The sequence below is a fragment of the Marinococcus halophilus genome, assembly GCF_900166605.1.
GTDB lineage: Bacteria > Bacillota > Bacilli > Bacillales > Marinococcaceae > Marinococcus > Marinococcus halophilus.
The window spans coordinates 1,051,704-1,068,489 of the sequence record NZ_FVZD01000006.1 but is presented as its reverse complement, the minus strand read 5'-3'; the positions used below and the strand labels follow the sequence as shown (position 1 = coordinate 1,068,489).

At 44.8% G+C, this 16,786-nt stretch carries 15 protein-coding genes; 6 read left to right on the top strand and 9 right to left on the bottom strand.

From position 1 onward, the window contains the following. Positions 1–7: 7 nt before the first annotated feature. Positions 8–298: a UPF0223 family protein gene (locus B5066_RS11495; protein WP_079476055.1), complete on the bottom strand. Its 291-nt coding sequence runs from the start codon at positions 296–298 to the stop codon at positions 8–10. Positions 299–420: 122 nt separating this feature from the next. Between B5066_RS11495 and B5066_RS11490 the strand changes: the two genes are divergently transcribed. Beyond that, positions 421–1,896 carry an aminotransferase class I/II-fold pyridoxal phosphate-dependent enzyme gene (locus tag B5066_RS11490; RefSeq protein WP_079476054.1) on the top strand — a complete coding sequence of 492 codons (1,476 nt, stop codon included), beginning with the start codon at positions 421–423 and terminating at the stop codon, positions 1,894–1,896. 29 nt (positions 1,897–1,925) lie between these two features. Here the strand turns inward: B5066_RS11490 and B5066_RS11485 are convergent, their stop codons facing one another. Both B5066_RS11485 and B5066_RS11480 read right to left on the bottom strand, forming a co-directional pair. Continuing rightward, a complete protein-coding gene (locus B5066_RS11485; protein WP_079476053.1) occupies positions 1,926–2,363 on the bottom strand; it encodes a hypothetical protein in 438 nt (145 codons plus the stop codon). A gap of 117 nt (positions 2,364–2,480) precedes the next feature. Continuing rightward, positions 2,481–3,290, bottom strand: a complete 810-nt coding sequence (locus tag B5066_RS11480) for a polysaccharide deacetylase family protein (RefSeq protein ID WP_233133201.1) — start codon at positions 3,288–3,290, stop codon at positions 2,481–2,483. 375 nt (positions 3,291–3,665) lie between these two features. Between B5066_RS11480 and B5066_RS11475 the strand changes: the two genes are divergently transcribed. Then, entirely contained in the window at positions 3,666–5,267 is a 1,602-nt protein-coding gene (locus tag B5066_RS11475) for a glycine betaine uptake BCCT transporter (protein ID WP_079476052.1), read from the top strand. A gap of 154 nt (positions 5,268–5,421) precedes the next feature. Here B5066_RS11475 and lpdA read toward each other — a convergent pair whose 3' ends face one another. The 5 genes from lpdA to B5066_RS11450 form a co-directional block, all read right to left on the bottom strand. Further along, a complete protein-coding gene (lpdA, locus tag B5066_RS11470) occupies positions 5,422–6,837 on the bottom strand; it encodes a dihydrolipoyl dehydrogenase (RefSeq protein ID WP_079476051.1) in 1,416 nt (471 codons plus the stop codon). Between the two features lie 3 nt (positions 6,838–6,840). Then, positions 6,841–8,196, bottom strand: coding sequence for a dihydrolipoamide acetyltransferase family protein (locus B5066_RS11465; protein ID WP_079476050.1), 1,356 nt, complete (start codon positions 8,194–8,196; stop codon positions 6,841–6,843). An 88-nt stretch (positions 8,197–8,284) separates the two neighbouring features. Continuing rightward, positions 8,285–9,262 (bottom strand): alpha-ketoacid dehydrogenase subunit beta, encoded by a 978-nt coding sequence (locus B5066_RS11460; protein ID WP_079476049.1) that lies wholly within the window; start codon positions 9,260–9,262, stop codon positions 8,285–8,287. Between the two features lie 3 nt (positions 9,263–9,265). After that, positions 9,266–10,306, bottom strand: a complete 1,041-nt coding sequence (gene pdhA, locus B5066_RS11455) for a pyruvate dehydrogenase (acetyl-transferring) E1 component subunit alpha (protein ID WP_179124151.1) — start codon at positions 10,304–10,306, stop codon at positions 9,266–9,268. A 481-nt stretch (positions 10,307–10,787) separates the two neighbouring features. Continuing rightward, positions 10,788–11,438, bottom strand: coding sequence for a YkyA family protein (locus B5066_RS11450; protein WP_079476047.1), 651 nt, complete (start codon positions 11,436–11,438; stop codon positions 10,788–10,790). 133 nt (positions 11,439–11,571) lie between these two features. On the opposite strand from B5066_RS11450, the gene def reads away from it, so the two are divergent. The 4 genes from def to B5066_RS11430 all read left to right on the top strand — a co-directional run bounded on the left by def (position 11,572) and on the right by B5066_RS11430 (position 15,673). Next, complete coding sequence (gene def / locus B5066_RS11445; RefSeq protein WP_079476046.1) at positions 11,572–12,117, top strand: peptide deformylase; 546 nt, start codon at positions 11,572–11,574, stop codon at positions 12,115–12,117. A gap of 610 nt (positions 12,118–12,727) precedes the next feature. After that, the gene (locus B5066_RS16770) at positions 12,728–12,937 is read left to right on the top strand and encodes a DNA-dependent RNA polymerase subunit epsilon (protein WP_079476045.1); all 210 of its coding nucleotides are present in this window, start codon (positions 12,728–12,730) and stop codon (positions 12,935–12,937) included. 3 nt (positions 12,938–12,940) lie between these two features. Next, on the top strand, positions 12,941–14,608 hold the full coding sequence (gene rnjA, locus B5066_RS11435; RefSeq protein WP_079476044.1) for a ribonuclease J1: 1,668 nt from the start codon (positions 12,941–12,943) through the stop codon (positions 14,606–14,608). 117 nt (positions 14,609–14,725) lie between these two features. Continuing rightward, positions 14,726–15,673, top strand: coding sequence for an ABC transporter substrate-binding protein (locus B5066_RS11430; RefSeq protein ID WP_079476043.1), 948 nt, complete (start codon positions 14,726–14,728; stop codon positions 15,671–15,673). A 41-nt stretch (positions 15,674–15,714) separates the two neighbouring features. On the opposite strand, the gene B5066_RS11425 is transcribed toward B5066_RS11430, so the two are convergent. Beyond that, positions 15,715–16,779, bottom strand: a complete 1,065-nt coding sequence (locus B5066_RS11425; protein WP_079477022.1) for an undecaprenyldiphospho-muramoylpentapeptide beta-N-acetylglucosaminyltransferase — start codon at positions 16,777–16,779, stop codon at positions 15,715–15,717. Positions 16,780–16,786 lie beyond the last annotated feature (7 nt).

The window sequence follows — 16,786 nt, the reverse complement described above, 5'->3', positions numbered from 1 at the left end:
GTGCGCTCTACCCAGAGCGCACGGCCATATTAATTTTTTCTTCTGCTTCTGCTTTTTTTGCCGCCTGCACGGTTTTCCAGCAGCTTACTTCAGCGTCCTCGTCAAACTGGCGAAACATTTGCTTCTCCTCGCTTTTGCTCGGTACCACTTCTTTAAATTTTTTGTATAAGCCTAAGATATCTTCCCTTGGCACAGCTTTGCCGTACGCAGTTTCAATAATCTGAAAAAAGGTGGTTACATCAATAATTTCCTGCGTAGTCCATTCCATGGAGATGGGAATATTAACATTTTCTTTCATCACTGGTTCCCCCTTCATTAATATTCTAGCAAATCCCCGGCGAAACGTTCCACAAAGTTATTTAATGACTGTATAAAGTCTGCTATAATTTGAATGTTTTTGATCGCATTGGAGGGACACATATGAACAAACAGAAGCTTACTCCGATATTCACTAAGTTAAAAGAGCATATACAGGCAAAACCTGTGCCTTTTCACATTCCCGGCCATAAAAACGGCACTGGCATGGACGAGGAATTCCGCGAGTTTATTGGCAGTAATATATTAAATATGGACCTTATTAATATCGAACCACTCGATGATCTGCATCATCCGTCCGGAGTGATTGATGAAGCGCAGAAGCTCGCCGCCGAAGCCTTCGGGGCAGACTATACTTTTTTTTCTGTGCAGGGTACAAGTGGCGCCATTATGACGATGATTTTATCTGTATGTGCCCCGGGAGACAAAATTCTTGTGCCGAGAAACGTACACAAATCGATCATGAATGCGATTATTTTTTCCGGAGCCGTGCCTATTTTTATGTATCCGGCTCTTGATGAGCAGTTCGGTATTTCTCACGGCATCACGCCTTCCACAGCTCAGCACGCTCTGGACAGGCATCCTGATGCAAAAGCGCTGCTTGTGATTAACCCCACTTATTTTGGTTTTTCCTCTGATCTTGGTGCCATTGTAGAAACCGCCCACCAGTACGGCGTACCGGTTCTCGTAGATGAAGCTCACGGGGTGCATATTCACTTCCACCCCAGCCTCCCTCCTTCAGCCATGGAGGCAGGTGCTGATATGGCTGCCACAAGTGTGCATAAACTCGGGGGCTCAATGACGCAAAGCTCCGTATTGAATGTCCAGGGCTCTCGGGTTTCGATCGCTCATGTACAGGCGGTTTTCAGTATGCTTACAACAACGTCTACTTCATACCCGCTTCTAGCATCGCTCGACGCTGCACGCAGGCAGCTTGCACTGAAAGGGCAGGGGTTGATAGAAGATACACTTGAACTCGCAGAAAAAACACGGGTCTCTATTAACGCCATTAATGGCCTCTACTGTGCCGGTACTGAAATGCTTGCGCAGCATACCGTGACCGCTATGGATCCGACAAAGCTGTTAATTTCTGTTCAGCAGCTTGGCATCAATGGCTACGAAGCTGAAAAATGGCTGCGGGAGCATTACCGCATTGAAGTAGAGCTTTCCGATTTGTACAATATTCTCTGTATTGTGAGCTTTGGCGACACGGAAAAAGAAACCTCGTTACTTGTGCATGCACTAGAAGAGCTCGCCAGACAGCATTACACCGCTGAAACTTATGCAGTACCCGCAGTGTTAAAGCTTCCGTCCATACCTACCCTTTCCATCGCACCGCGCGATGCATTCTATGCCGAAAAAGAAACCATCACTCTTTCAGAAAGTGCCGGCCGGATTATCGCAGAATTTATTATGATTTATCCTCCTGGGATCCCGGTGCTTTTACCAGGGGAAATCATTGCCGAGGAAAACTTAACTTATATTCAAGCTAATGCAGCGGCCGGGCTTCCCGTTCAGGGCCCAGAGGACCCCTCCCTTCAAACGATACGTGTAATCCAGGAACAAAAGCCAATTCAATAAAAAAGCAGCTGTGGCTGCTTTTTTGGCTTTTACATATAATGAGGAAGTTTGGCATTAATAAAAGACATAATTTCTTCGAGCAGCCATACTTCTTCCTTTTCCAGTTCTTTCATTTGCGCCTCTCTTGAAATAATAATTCCGCCCGCAAATATTTCTTTTTCATAAAAAGGGAGCACCCAGTGATACATACCTTCCTCCTGGCAGCAGAACACCGTTTTCTGTATGTCCGCTAAAAGCAAAAGGCCGTTTTGAATATCTATTTCCTTCGTAAATACTGGATGAGCGTCCCCGTCCTGCCATTCAAAGTGTGTTCCTTTATTAACGTACAAAGAAATAAGGTCTTTATGCGGCCAGTATCTTTGGAATGCATTCATAACGTAGTGCAGGAAGTCTTCAGGCGTTATGGAGTAATCATGGGCAAGGCCGACGTGAAGCCTTATTTCATCATAAAGTGCGGAATGGTCCATAAATGTTCCCCCTTCGTGTGAATCTTGTTCATTTTTAATCAATATAGCATTAATGTAAAGCCCAATAAAATTTTTCAACAAAATTCGACATAAAAAGCTTCTATCTCAAGCATTTCCCTACTCTTTTTCTATATATTGGGGATCAATAAAGGAATAGCCCTTTTCATTAAATCCTTCGATAATTGGGCCGAGTGCTTCTTTCGTCCATTCCCGGTCGTGCATAAGAATGTTTGCCCCGTTCGTTAACAGTTCAGTATTCAGCGTAATATCCGTAAGTGCCTCTGCATCCTGGTATTCAGCCTCAAAATCATACCCGTACGTCCAATTCATTTTTATCATGTCGTGCTCTTTGGCATATTCGTCACTAAAGGAAGTATTCTGCCCAAAAGGTGCACGGAAAAAAGCCGGTTCTTCACCTGTAATTTCTTTGACAAGTTCATCGGTTTCTTTTAATTCTTCAAACTGCTTTTCTTCTGATAACTCAGGCAGCGAGGCATGGGTAGTTGTATGATTTCCTATGGCAAACCCCATGTCGCTTATTTTCTTTAGGGCTTCTTTGCCTTCTTCATCTTTTAAAAACATTCCATTAACAAAAAAGATAGCAGGAGCTTCATTATCCGCTAAAATTTCTGCAATTTCTACAGCGTTTCCGTCCGGGGCGTCGTCGAATGTGAGAAGAACTTCGTCTCCCTCGTTCTGCTGGGCCTGCACAGTCCAGTTTGCTTCATTGACTTTATAAACCGGGGCTTCTTCCTTTGAAACAGATACTTTTTGCTCTTCCTTTTTTTCCTCGTTCTGCTCCTGGTTTTTTTCACCGGCAGCAGTATCTGTTTTTTCTTTTTTATCTGCGGCTGCATTCTCTTCTCCAGCACTTGAGCATCCTGCAAGCATCAATGCAAGTGATGACAATAATAACGTTTTTTTCAACCCGACTCCCCCTATTTGTTTATTCCCTTTTATATTTTAGCAAAATTTATACAAAACCAGGTCTAAAAGTTTAAAAAACTTCTATATAATGTTAATAATGTTGCTTTGTTGGAAATAATTTCCCTTCTTATGGACTGTAGGTATTTTTTAACAATTTCGTATAAAGGTTTCTAGGTTTACGGACCTAGACTTAGGGTATAGATTATTCGTGCGTTCTGGTTGCGTATGAAGTTATGAGTGTTATAATAATCATCGTTGTTATTTTTTAAATAGGTATGTGTCTGCTTATTGAATTCTTGAATATCCCCTTTATGCAGAATGCCTCTGCCTAAAAATTGAATGCTTCGCTAAAAGGAAGGTGGAATTTAAAAAGTCATGAGAAAATTAACAAGCGTCTTTTTTGTGACCTTAATAGCGGCGCTTGCGGTAATCATCTGGGGTGTTGTTACACCAGAGAATTTAAACGTAGTGACTGGTAACATTCAGGGATGGATTGTTACTAATCTCGGGTGGTTTTATTTAATATCCGCAACGTCTTTTGTTATCTTTTGTATTTACTTAGTATTTAGTCCGTATGGGAAGATCCGTTTGGGTAAACCGGATGAGCGTCCCGAATACAGTTACTTAACATGGTTTGCATTTCTATTTACAGCCGGTATGGGGATCGGTCTTGTATACTGGGGAGTAGCCGAGCCGCTTTATCACTATTACGGCGGTCCTGAAGCAGACCCGCAGACACCAGCTGCTGCTTCTGATTCTATTCGCCTGTCGTTTTTCCACTGGGGACTGCATCCATGGGCAATTTATTCGGTAGTAGCCCTGGCCCTGGCTTACTTCCAGTTTCGCCATAACGCGCCAGGAATTATCAGCTCGGCGTTCCGTCCACTTCTCGGTGACCGGGTAGATGGATGGTTAGGTACGTTGATCAACTTTATCGCTGTATTTGCTACTATTTTTGGTGTTGCGCAATCTCTAGGATTCGGTGCTACGCAAGTAAATGGCGGGCTCAGCTATATTTTTGAAGGCATTAATAACGACCTGCCTACTCAGCTGATTATTATTCTTATTTTTACTATTCTTTATCTCGCCTCGGCCACTACCGGCCTAAACAAGGGAATTCGTTATTTAAGCTGGGCCAACATTGCTTTAGCTGCAGTTCTGATGCTGTTTGTGCTCTTCGCTGGCCCAACAACAAGCATTCTAAACTCTTTTACTGGTGGGATTGGTAACTACCTCCAAACCTTCCCGGATCAAAGCTTCACTACCTATGCTTATACTGGAGACCGGGCATGGCTTGATTCCTGGACAGTATTCTACTGGGCCTGGTGGATTGCATGGGCTCCGTTTGTTGGTACCTTTATTGCCCGCGTGTCCCGCGGACGTACTATCCGTGAATTCATTACCGGTGTTCTGCTCGTACCATCAATCTTTTCGTTTGTATGGTTTGCCGTTTTTGCAACGACCGGCATTGCCGAAGACAACGCTCAAAACGGTGGATTGTATGAACTGATGACAAGCCAAAGCGATGAAATAGCTCTTTTCGGCCTGCTTGATACGCTTCCTTTCGGAGCCATCACAGGCGTGATAGCATTACTCTTAATCATGAGCTTTTTCATCACCTCCGCAGACTCTGCCACATTTGTTCTTGGGATGCAGACGACCAACGGGAGCTTGAACCCGCCAGTATCCATTAAATTCATATGGGGCCTTGTTATTTCCGGTTCCGCAGCAATGCTGCTCGCTTCCGGGGGTATTAACGGCATACAAGTCGTTATGACCATTGCGGCCCTGCCGTTTACTATCATCATGATCTTAATGTGTGTATCGCTGTTAAAAGCCTTGCAAACCGACCGCAGTATTCTTAACAAAGAACGTAAACTACGCCAGGACGATGAAACAGGACTTTCCCGGCGCGAACGCGAACAGCTTCGCAAAGAACAGGAAGAGCTCCAAAAAGATTTGACTGGCAAAAGCTAACTTATAAACGAAAAACAAAACCCTGGCCTCAGCGCCGGGGTTTTTTGTTCTAAAAACTAGTCTCTGCTCCAAAAAATTCCAGGATGAGCTTGAGTTTTCCTTATTTTTCACAAAAAAGGCCACGGCTTGTGTAAGCCGTGGCTCTTTCTATTTTTTACGTGATGTGGATTGGCATGCCGAGTGCTGCTTCTGCCGTTTCCATCGTAATCTCACCTAACGTTGGGTGAGCATGGACGGTCATCGCTACATCTTCTGCTGTCATACCTGCTTCAATGGCCAGACCTGCTTCTGCAATCATGTCAGAAGCGTTAGGACCAACAATTTGAGCTCCGATGACTAATCCATCATCTTTGCGAGTGATGAGCTTCATGAAGCCTTCAGAGACGTCGAGAGACAATGCCCGTCCGTTTGCCTGGAACGGGAACTTCGCGGATTTTACATCAAAGCCTGCTTCTTTCGCATCTTCTTCTGTATATCCAACGCTTGCAAGCTCCGGATTCGAGAAAACAATCATTGGCATGCCGAGGTAATCGACTGCTGCCGCTTCTCCGGCGATAGCCTCTGCAGCTACCTTCGCTTCGTAGGAAGCTTTATGAGCAAGCGGGAGACCAGGGACAATATCACCGATAGCATAGATGTTATCCACACTTGTGCGGGACTGCTCATCTACTTGGATAAGGCCTCGTTCGCCGATCTCAACGCCAATTTGCTCAAGTCCCAGCTCCTCTGTATTAGGACGGCGCCCTACAGCAACCAGTACATATTCTGCTTCAAATGTTTTTTCTTCGCCTTTTACTTCAGCCGTCAGAGTGACACTGTCTTCTGATTCTTCTACTCCCTGAGCAAACGCTTCGGTCTGAATATCCACACCCTGAGCTTTTAATTTCTTTTGCACAGGCTGAGTCATTTGCTTTTCAAAGCCCTGGGAGAGAATCCGGCTTTCGCCTTCAAGCACAGTAACCTCTGTCCCGAGATTTGCATAGGCGCCAGCCATTTCGATGCCGATATAGCCTCCACCGACAACAATAAGGCTTTTCGGAATTTCTTCGAGGTTTAATCCTCCCGTAGAATCAAGTACACGCTTGCCGAAAGGAAGCGGTTTGAGTTCCACCGGCCGGGAACCTGTAGCAATGATGCAGTTGTTAAATTTATACGTTTGCGAGCTGTACTCGTCTGTAGAAACCTTTACCTGATCCTTGTCGGAGAAATAAGCTTCCCCTCTTACGATGTTCACCTTGTTTGCTTTCAGAAGGGATTCAACGCCTCCGGTAAGCTTTTCAACGACGCTGCCCTTCCACTCCTGCACCTTTGTGAAATCCACTTCGGCGCCTTTCGAAGTAATTCCCATATTTTCAGCGCCTTCGTTAGCCTCGTGAAAACGATGGCCGGCCTGAATCAATGCTTTGGATGGTACGCAGCCTACGTTTAAGCAGACTCCGCCCAGATTTCCTTTTTCTATGATCGTTACTTTTTGTCCAAGCTGGGCCGCACGGATGGCTGCAACATAGCCACCCGGACCAGCACCTACAACTAGCGTGTCAATTTCTTCTGCAAAATCTCCTACTACCATGAATTATCCCTCCATTGAGATTAGTTCTGGTTCATTTAACAAACGTTTAATGTGATTCAATGCGTGCTGGGCTGTCATGCCGTCAATGAGACGGTGGTCATAGCTTAATGAAAGAGCAAGCATTGGTGCTGCAACAATTTCGCCGTCGCGCACTACCGCTTTTTCTTCAATACGGCCAATACCAAGAATAGCTACTTCCGGATGGTTAATAACCGGAGTAAAGAAAGCGCCCTTCGCAGATCCCAGGTTTGAAATCGTTGCGGATCCCCCGCTCATTTCAGCTGAGGAGAGCTTCCCGTCTCTTGCTTTTGTAGCAAGTTCGTTGATTTCATCGGCCAGGGTAAAGATAGGCTTGCGATCCGTATCTTTAACAACTGGTACGACGAGTCCCTGCTCTGTATCAGCTGCAATACCGATATTGAAGTAATTCTTATAAACGATTTCAGAAGCTTCATCATCGATAGAAGCATTTAATACAGGGAACTTACGGATGGCGGAAGTCAGAGCTTTTACTACGTACGGCAGGTACGTAAGCTTAATGTCCTGCTCTGCTGCCATTGGCTTGAATTTTTTACGATGGTCTACCAGGGCAGTAACGTCCACTTCGTCCATATGCGTAACGTGCGGAGCCGTCTGTTTTGATTGTACCATTTTTTGAGCGATAGCTTTACGGATACCTTTAAGCGGCACGCGTTCTTCCATAGCACCCCGATCCTGTGAAGGCGCTGTGCTTGCAGCCGGTTTGCTTTCTTCGGCACCGGAAGCTGCTTCAGTTGTTTCTTCTTCTGCTGACTGGTCGCCGCTCAGGAAGGCGTCAATGTCTTCACGAAGGATGCGTCCATTTTTGCCGGATCCTTTTACTTTTTGGATCGTTACGTCGTTTTCACGTGCGTATTTACGTACGGACGGCATAGCGATAACGCGGGCGTCTTCGTCTACATCCGTTTCGCTTGAAGCACTGGCGCTTTCGCCGCCTGCCGGCGTCGGGCTCTCTTTTTCTGCTTCTGTGGAAGCAGGCTGAGCGTCGTTTTGCTCCTGCTCATCTCTTTCTGATTTACCTTCCGAGCTTTCATCCCCGGAAGCTTCTTCCGCAGAGTCATCTGAAGAGGCTTCTTCTCCGCTGCCGTCGTCGATAGTAAGAATTACTTCCCCGACAGTAGTTGTTGTTCCTTCATCCACTTTCAGTTCTAAAACTTTCCCATCTACCGGAGAAGGGATTTCCACAACTGCCTTATCATTTTGTACTTCGCAGAGCACGTCGTCTTCTTTGATTTCATCGCCGGGCTTTACCTGCCACGATACGATTTCGCCTTCGTGAATTCCCTCGCCAATATCGGGAAGTTTAAATTCATAAGCCAAAACAAATGCCTCCTTTTAGTTTACATTCGATTTATGCGTAGCAAACAGGTTGATTTCAGTCATCAACCTGTCGCAGTCATGTTCAATTTTAGAAGTTTAGTACAGCTTTTGCCTTTTCGATAACGTCATTCTCATTAGGGAGCCATACGTCTTCAGCTGCCGCAAATGGGAACACAGTATCTGGAGCTGCTACCCGGAGTACCGGAGCTTCAAGGTGTAAAATTGCACGCTCATTAATGTCAGCAATAACGTTGGAGCCAACACCCGCCTGTCTTTGCGCTTCCTGAACCATCACAGCACGATTGGTTTTTTTCACGGATTCAATAATAGTATCCATGTCTACCGGGCTTACAGTACGGAGGTCAACCACTTCTGCCTCATACCCTTCTTCTGCAAGCTGGTCAGCTGCTTTCAGGCATGTGTGTACCATAGCACCGTAAGCGATAAGCGTAACGTCTTTTCCTTCACGCTTCACGTCTGCTTTGCCGATTTCCACTGTGTATTCCTCTTCCGGCACTTCTTCCCGGAAGGAACGGTACAGCTTCATGTGTTCAAGATAAAAGACTGGGTCATTGCTGCGAATAGCAGAAATAAGCAATCCTTTTGCATCGTATGGAGTTGACGGGATAACCACAGAGATCCCCGGCGACTGCGCGATGATCCCCTCCAGGCTGTCTGCGTGCAGCTCAGGAGTCTTTACACCGCCGCCGTAAGGCGTGCGGATTGTTACTGGCGCCCCGTATTTACCGCCAGTACGATAGCGAAGGCGTGCGATCTGGCCAACTACTTCGTCCATTGTTTCAAATACGAAGCCGAAGAACTGGATTTCCATTACCGGACGAAAGCCAGTAACAGCCAAACCGAGCGTTAAGCCTCCAATACCGGATTCTGCGAGCGGGGTATCGAATACGCGTTCTTCGCCAAATTCATCCTGCAGTCCCTCTGTCGCACGGAAAACTCCGCCGTTCTGGCCTACGTCTTCACCATAAACGAGAACGTTTTCGTCGTTCTTCAGTTCCGTACGCATTGCGTCTGTAATTGCTTGAATCATCGTCATTTGCGCCATGGCTTACTTCGACTCCTTCTCTCTGTATTCTTCGAGCTGTTCCTGCAGATTCTGCGGAAGCTTTTCATACATGATTTCGATTAAATCGGAGGCTTTTTGCTTCGGTGTATCGTCAGCCTGTTTAATCGCTTCTTTAATATCAGCTTTCGCCTGATCTACTACTTCGTTTTCTTTATCTTCATTCCAAAGGTCTTTATCTTCAAGAAACTTCCGGAACCGAATGAGCGGATCTTTCTTTTCCCACTCGTTGTCAAGTTCTTCTGTACGATAACGGGTCGGGTCGTCGCCGGCCATGGTGTGCGGACCGTAACGGTAACATACGGATTCAATCAGCGTAGGCTCTCCGTTCAGTGCATTTTTACGGGCGGTTTCCGTCACTGAATACATAGCAAGAATATCCATCCCATCAACCTGCACTCCGTGAATGCCGGCAGCTACTGCTTTTTGGGCAATCGTTTTAGCAGCGGATTGCTCTTCCACTGGTACGCTGATCGCAAACTGGTTGTTCTGCACGACAAAAATAGCTGGAGCTTCATATGCGCCTGCGAAGTTCATGCCTTCGTAAAAGTCGCCCTGGGAAGCACCGCCATCTCCGGTATAAGTAATCGCCACGTTATCCTGGTGACGGCGTTTAAGCCCGAGTGCCACACCCGCAGCCTGCACAATTTGCGCCCCGATAATAATTTGAGGCGGAAGAATATTTACGCCTTCTGGAATCTGGCCTCCGTGGAAGTGGCCGCGGGAATAAAGAAACGCCTGATACAACGGAAGGCCGTGCCATACTACCTGTGGTACGTCACGGTAACCAGGAAGAATCCAGTCCTCTTTTTCCAATGCATAGTGAGAGCCGATCATGGAGGCTTCCTGCCCTGCTACTGGAGCATAGAAACCAAGCCGTCCCTGGCGGTTCAGCGAAATTGCGCGCTGATCCCATATGCGTGTATACACCATGCGGCGCATAATTTCCTGAAGCTGTTCATCAGACAGGTCAGGCATAGCGTCCTTGTTAACTACTTCTCCGTTTTCATCTAAAATCTGAAACATTTCAAAGTGACTTTCGACTTGCTCAATCGTTTTTGTCGCCACAAATGTTCACCTCTTCCTCTCTTCTTAAAATAAACCGGCTGTATCCAGTAGTGGTGTTTATCTGTTCTTGAATTATCGTTTGAATAATACACTTGCTTTTGATTGGGTATTCTCATGTGTGAACCCAGAACCACATCATCTTTTAATACCCTTCAAAGCCTTAATATAATCACCGATAATTTTAATAAAGAACAAATAAGTAACTGTTTCAGTTTATTATATCATTTCAGTGAAACAATACTTCTCAATAGTTAGAATATACCAAACGAAAAAGATACGTCAATCCTTTTTGCTCAAAGGATTATCCTGTCATTTAGCAACTTCTAGTTTTTGTAAATAAGACAATCTGTTATATATCATTTGTCTATGCCTATATAAACAGTCCAGCCGTTTTTGGCCTTTTTTCTGTCTTGCTTTTCCCGCTTGTTATAAAACTGAATTAACTTTCTGCCTCCACCATCTCCTCGAATGCATTTTTAGCTTCATTGAATGATTTTGTTTCTGTATTGAATGAGTCCCTGAAGCTTTCTACCTTCTTATAGGAGCTGTTAATTTTATCAAGATGCTTTTCGAGCGATTCAAGCTCCAGATTTTCATCAGTAAACGATTCATACATCTCAATTTCTTTATCTGCTGCTTCTGTGTAAGCCCCGTGAACGCTATTAAATGCTTCATTTCTCTTCTCCATTGCCTGTTGTGCCTGTTGTGCCTTTTTAGTCATTTTTTCATTTTCAAGGTTGTTGATCGGCTCCCCTGCTTCCATTGCCTCATCATAAGCTTTATTAATTTCTTCTTTTTCTTCTTCCATTAATTCTTTGCGTTCCTTGACTGAGCTTACGGCTTTTTCTATAGATGATTTAATTTTTTTCTGTTCCTCATTTTCATAGGAGGTTAAATTTTCAAATACATTTTGTTCCTCTTTAGCCAGCTGGGTCAATTTTTTATCCTTTTCCGAAAATTCTTCCTCTGCTCCAGCTGCTTCACTCCAGTGATTCTGAATATTTCCTTCTGGCGAGCCGCATGCAGACAGCATGACTGCAGATAGAGTAATAACTGCTGCTCCGGTTATCTTTTTATTCATCTTATGCATATGTATTCCTCCGCATATTTATTTTCTCAGCCATTCTGTTTTTAAAAGCTGTTTAAGCTGAAATTTTTTTGCTATACTAATACACTGTTATTAATCACTATCATTTGCACGCTTGATTGGAGGCAGTAGATTCATGTTAACGATGAAAGATATTCAGCGTGAGGGGAGCCCTGCGCTCCGCAAAGTGTCTGAAGAAGTTCCGGTTCCTCCGTCTGCTGAAGATTTGCATGTTCTGCAGGACATGCTGGATTTCTTAAAAAACAGCCAGGACGAAGAAACCGCTGAAAAATATGAGCTCCGTTCGGGCGTCGGCATAGCAGCGCCACAGCTCGGTATCAATAAACGAATGTTCGCCATGCATGTAACCGACGATAAAGATGAACTGTACAGCTACGGGTTTATTAACCCGAGAATTGTCAGCCATTCCGTCGAAACCACCCATTTAGAAGGCGGAGAAGGCTGTCTTTCCGTCGACCGGGAGGTGCCCGGAAATGTGCCCAGGTATTCACGTATCACATTAAAGGCCAAAACGCTTGAAAATAAAGAAGTAAAATTGCGTCTTCGGGGAATGCCTGCTATTGTCGCCCAGCACGAAATTGATCATCTGAACGGCGTTATGTTTTACGACCGGATTGAAGATTATGAAGATGAGTACAAACGGGAGCTGCCCAAGCTATAGTTTGCAAAAAAAGCATTTTCCTTCGGGAAGATGCTTTTTTATGAGCATCTTTTTATCATTTTCTATGCTTTCTTATCATCGGTGCCTGGATAGTATACAAAAAGGCTGATAACTGCTGACGACGCTTTTCATCGACTTAGCTCCGGCATTTCTCAACGCTCTCCTCCGTTATTGGTAATAATTACTATAATTTAAAATTTATTTATATTTAGAAAATTTATTCCCTTTTGTATTTTATCATGGTTCTTTAGTACCCGTATAGTTACTTTCTTTTAACTATTAACTTCTCTGCAGCCGGACGATTTTTGTAATGAAATGATTAAAAGGATGAAAAAAACAGTCTCATGCTTTATAATATGAATTATTAATGGTTGGTACGTACACTGTGGTGCTGTTCAGCTTGAGTTCTTTGGCCGGAAGCTGAGTAGAACCGCTCTGGATATGAAGTCATTTTTGATTAAACAGCCAGGCTGTTGCAACGATTACTTCCTGTCCTTCCTGCATTATTTTGCTTTTTTATATTTACAGTACTAGTTTATGCCAAAAAACCATTTTTTCTAAAGCAGTTATATACGCCGCATTTACATTTCAAGAAGGAGAGATATTTACGATGATTTTCAAAGTTTTTTACCAAAATAATTTTACAGAAGCTCCTGTACGGGAGAACACTCATTCACTATACGTAGAAGCAGAATCAGAGCGGGAAGTCCGCCGCAAACTTGCCGATAAACAATTCAACATTGAATTTGTTCAGGAGCTCACTGATAAGCAGCTTGAATTCGAAAAAAGATCCGAAGACTTCCAAGTGGAGAATTTATAACGTATGAAACAAATAAAACAAAATCAAGTTGCAGTTTTTGCCCTGGGCGGGTTAGGCGAAATCGGCAAAAACACGTATGTTGTTCAATACCAGGATGAAATCATCGTTATTGACGCCGGGATCATGTTCCCTGAGGATGACCTGCTTGGCATTGACTACGTTATTCCCGATTACACCTACCTTGTTCGGAACAAAGAAAAAATTAAAGGCGTCTTTATTACCCACGGGCACGAAGACCATATCGGCGGTGTGCCTTTTCTGCTAAAAGAATTAAATGTCCCTATATACGGGGGGCCATTGGCTATTGGCCTGTTAAAAGGAAAGCTCGAAGAACGCGGGCTTTTGCGAAAAGCAAAACTAAACACTATACAGGAAGACCAGCCTGTTGCTTTCAACCATTTAAAAGTAGACTTTTTCCGGACCACCCACAGCATCCCTGATTCCCTCGGTATCAACGTTCATACTCCTGAAGGAAATGTGGTGCATACAGGGGATTTCAAGTTTGATTTCACCCCGGTGGGAGAGCCGGCCAATTTAGCCAAAATGGCTGAGATCGGTGAAAAAGGCGTTCTCTGCTTGCTTTCCGATAGCACAAATGCAGAAGTCCCCGGATTTACCGTTTCGGAACGAAAAGTCGGGGATAATATTCATTCCATCTTCCGACAGGCCAAAGGAAGAATTATTTTTGCTACATTTGCCTCTAATATCTATCGTCTCCAGAAGGCTGTTGACGCTGCTGTCAAAGATGGACGTAAAATCGCCGTTTTTGGACGCAGTATGGAAGCTTCCATTACCATCGGCCAGGAGCTGGGTTATATCAATGCGCCCAAAGGGACATTTGTGGAGCCTTCGCAGCTAAATAAACTTCCCGATGACCAGGCAGCTATTTTATGTACCGGGAGCCAGGGAGAGCCTATGGCAGCCCTCTCCCGCGTGGCCCATGGGACGCATAGGCAAATCCAGATTATTCCCGGGGACACTGTTGTGTTTTCAAGTTCTCCTATTCCAGGAAACACGACTTCTGTGCACAAAATTATTAACCAGCTGTACCGGGCCGGCGCCCGTGTTATCCATGGTTCGCTGAATAATATTCACACCTCGGGTCACGGGAGCCAGCAGGAGCAGATGCTTATGCTTCGTTTGATGCGCCCGAAATATTTTATGCCGATCCACGGGGAGTACCGGATGCTGAAAATGCACTCCCGGCTTGCAAAGGACTGCGGTGTACCACTCGAAAATTCATTTATCATGGAAAACGGCGAAGTGCTCGCTCTCACTAGAGACAGTGCTTCTGTCGTGGGCAAGGTGCCTTCTGGTGCTGTTTACGTCGACGGCCATGGAATTGGAGACATCGGAAACATTGTACTCCGCGATCGCCGCATTTTATCTGAAGAAGGTCTCGTGGTGGTCGTCGTAAGCATCGATATGAAAAACTTTAAAGTCTCAGCTGGCCCTGATTTAATTTCACGCGGGTTCGTTTATATGCGTGAATCCGGAGATTTAATAAATGATGCCCAGAAAACATTAAGCAGGCATCTCGATGAAGTAATGAAACGAAAAACAAGTCAATGGTCTGAGATTAAATCAGAAATTATTGACAACCTGGCGCCTTATTTATACGAGCGTACAAAACGGCGCCCAATGATCCTTCCTATAATTATGGAAGTGTAATCCATTTTCTTGCTGCCTCCGCATATACTGTGGAGGCTTTTTTGTGTAGATTTTTCATTCTCCTTCAGTTACAATGATGATATTGAAAATCATTATCATTTAAACAGGAGGATTTTTATGTATTTACATGCGATTGTTGGACGCTTGACTATTTTTACGGCTGGACTGGCATTGCTTGCTTCCTGCAGCAGCGGAGAGGGCAATTCTTCCGATAATAATTCAGATAGCGGAAAAGAAACCAGAGCATATGAAACGGAAAAAGGCGAAGTCACTATTCCCTCGGAACCTGAAACCATCGTGACCGATTACTATGCCGGAGAGCTGCTTTCAGTGGAGGCTGACGTCTCCGGCACCGGGCCGGATGCGTTTTCCAATCCTTTTCTTAAAGAACAGCTGAGCGGCGCTGAAGACGTCGGTGCCCCCCTCAATCCCGAGGAAGTGCTCGAGCTCGATCCGGATCTAATCGTTGTTATGTACGATGAGAATTATGAACAGCTGTCAGAGATCGCACCGACGGTTTATATTCCATACAATCCCGACACGAATGTCCAGGAAACGCTTGATACCTTCGGAGAATTGACAAATAACCAGACGGAGGCAGAAAATTTTAAAGAAACCATTGAAACAACTGCTTCGGAGGCAAAAGAACGTATTGAAGGAACTATCGATGAAGGCGATACCTTTGGAATCTACGAGCTCACTAACAATGATGAACTTTATGTTTTCGGCGCAAATGGCGGACGCGGGGGTCAGGCTATCTATAATGCTCTTGATTTAAGTCCTCCCGAAAAAATTCAGGAGGAAGTTATGGGGGGAAACGCCCAGGAGATTTCAATGGAAGTACTCAAGGACTACTCTGCTGACCACATGTTTATGACTACCTATGACCCTGAAAGCACTGGTGAAAGCAAAGAAAAAATCCAGGAATCTGATGTATGGGCCAATCTGGACGCTGTACAAAACGATCAGTTTTACTTCCTTGATTTTGATACATATTATCCATATGATCCGATTTCTGTGAACGAACAAATCGATTTAATCGCCGACAAGCTTTCTGAGCAATGAAATAGAAAAACGCCCTCCGGATGAACACGGAGGGCGTTTAGTTAATGATATACATAAAGTTCTTTGATAATAAGATCCAACGGGTTTTCCGCCATGTACGTTTTCATCTGGGCGATTGTATCGTTTCGATTGTCTTCAATGCTCTGCAGGGCGTCATGCAGCGTGTCTTCGTTAAGCTGCTCTTCTTCTAGAACGGCTGCATACCCTTTTTCCTGAAAGGATTCAGCATTCAGAATCTGGTCTCCCCTGCTCTGGGCACGCGTTAACGGCACGATCAGCATAGGCAGATGAAGGGTTAAGAACTCAAAAATAGAGTTGGAGCCGCCGCGTGTAACGATCGTATCAGTTGCTGCAAGTACATCAGGCAGTTCTTCATTAACGTATTCAAACTGACGGTAGCCGGGCTGGTCTTTTAGGGTTTCATCTGTATGACCTTTACCACAAAGGTGCACTACCTGGTACTTTTCAGTCAGGCGCGGCAGTGCCGCCCGAATTGTTTCATTAATTTTTCTCGCTCCAAGACTGCCTCCCATAACGGTTAGTACCGGCCGGGACTCCTCAAATTGAAGGAATTCCATCCCTCTTTTTTTGTCTCCCCGGGTAATCTCTTTTCGCACCGGAGAGCCAAGAGCTTTCGCTTTTCCCGGCGGAAAATGGGTTGTTGCTTCATCAAACGAAGTAAATATTTTTGTAGCAAACCGTTGGGCGATTCTATTGGCAAGGCCCGGGGTAATATCACTTTCGTGAATAATGACAGGAATATTCAACGTTTTGGCCGCGATAATAACCGGCACGGTCACAAATCCGCCTTTGGAAAATACTACGTTCGGTTTGACCTTTTTTAAGTATTTCCGGGCTTCCAAACATCCTTTTACCACCCGAAAAATATCAGTAATGTTCTGCCAGTCTATGTAACGACGCAGTTTACCTGAGCTAATGGCATGATACGGAATGCCTTTGTGTTCGACCAGCTCTTTTTCAATACCTTCTTTGGAGCCCACGTAATAAATATCCCAATCGTTTTGGTTCAGTTCATTCATCACGGCAATGTTCGGAGTAACATGACCGGCGGAACCGCCGCCGGTGAATACGATTTTTTTCAGCATTTCCCTC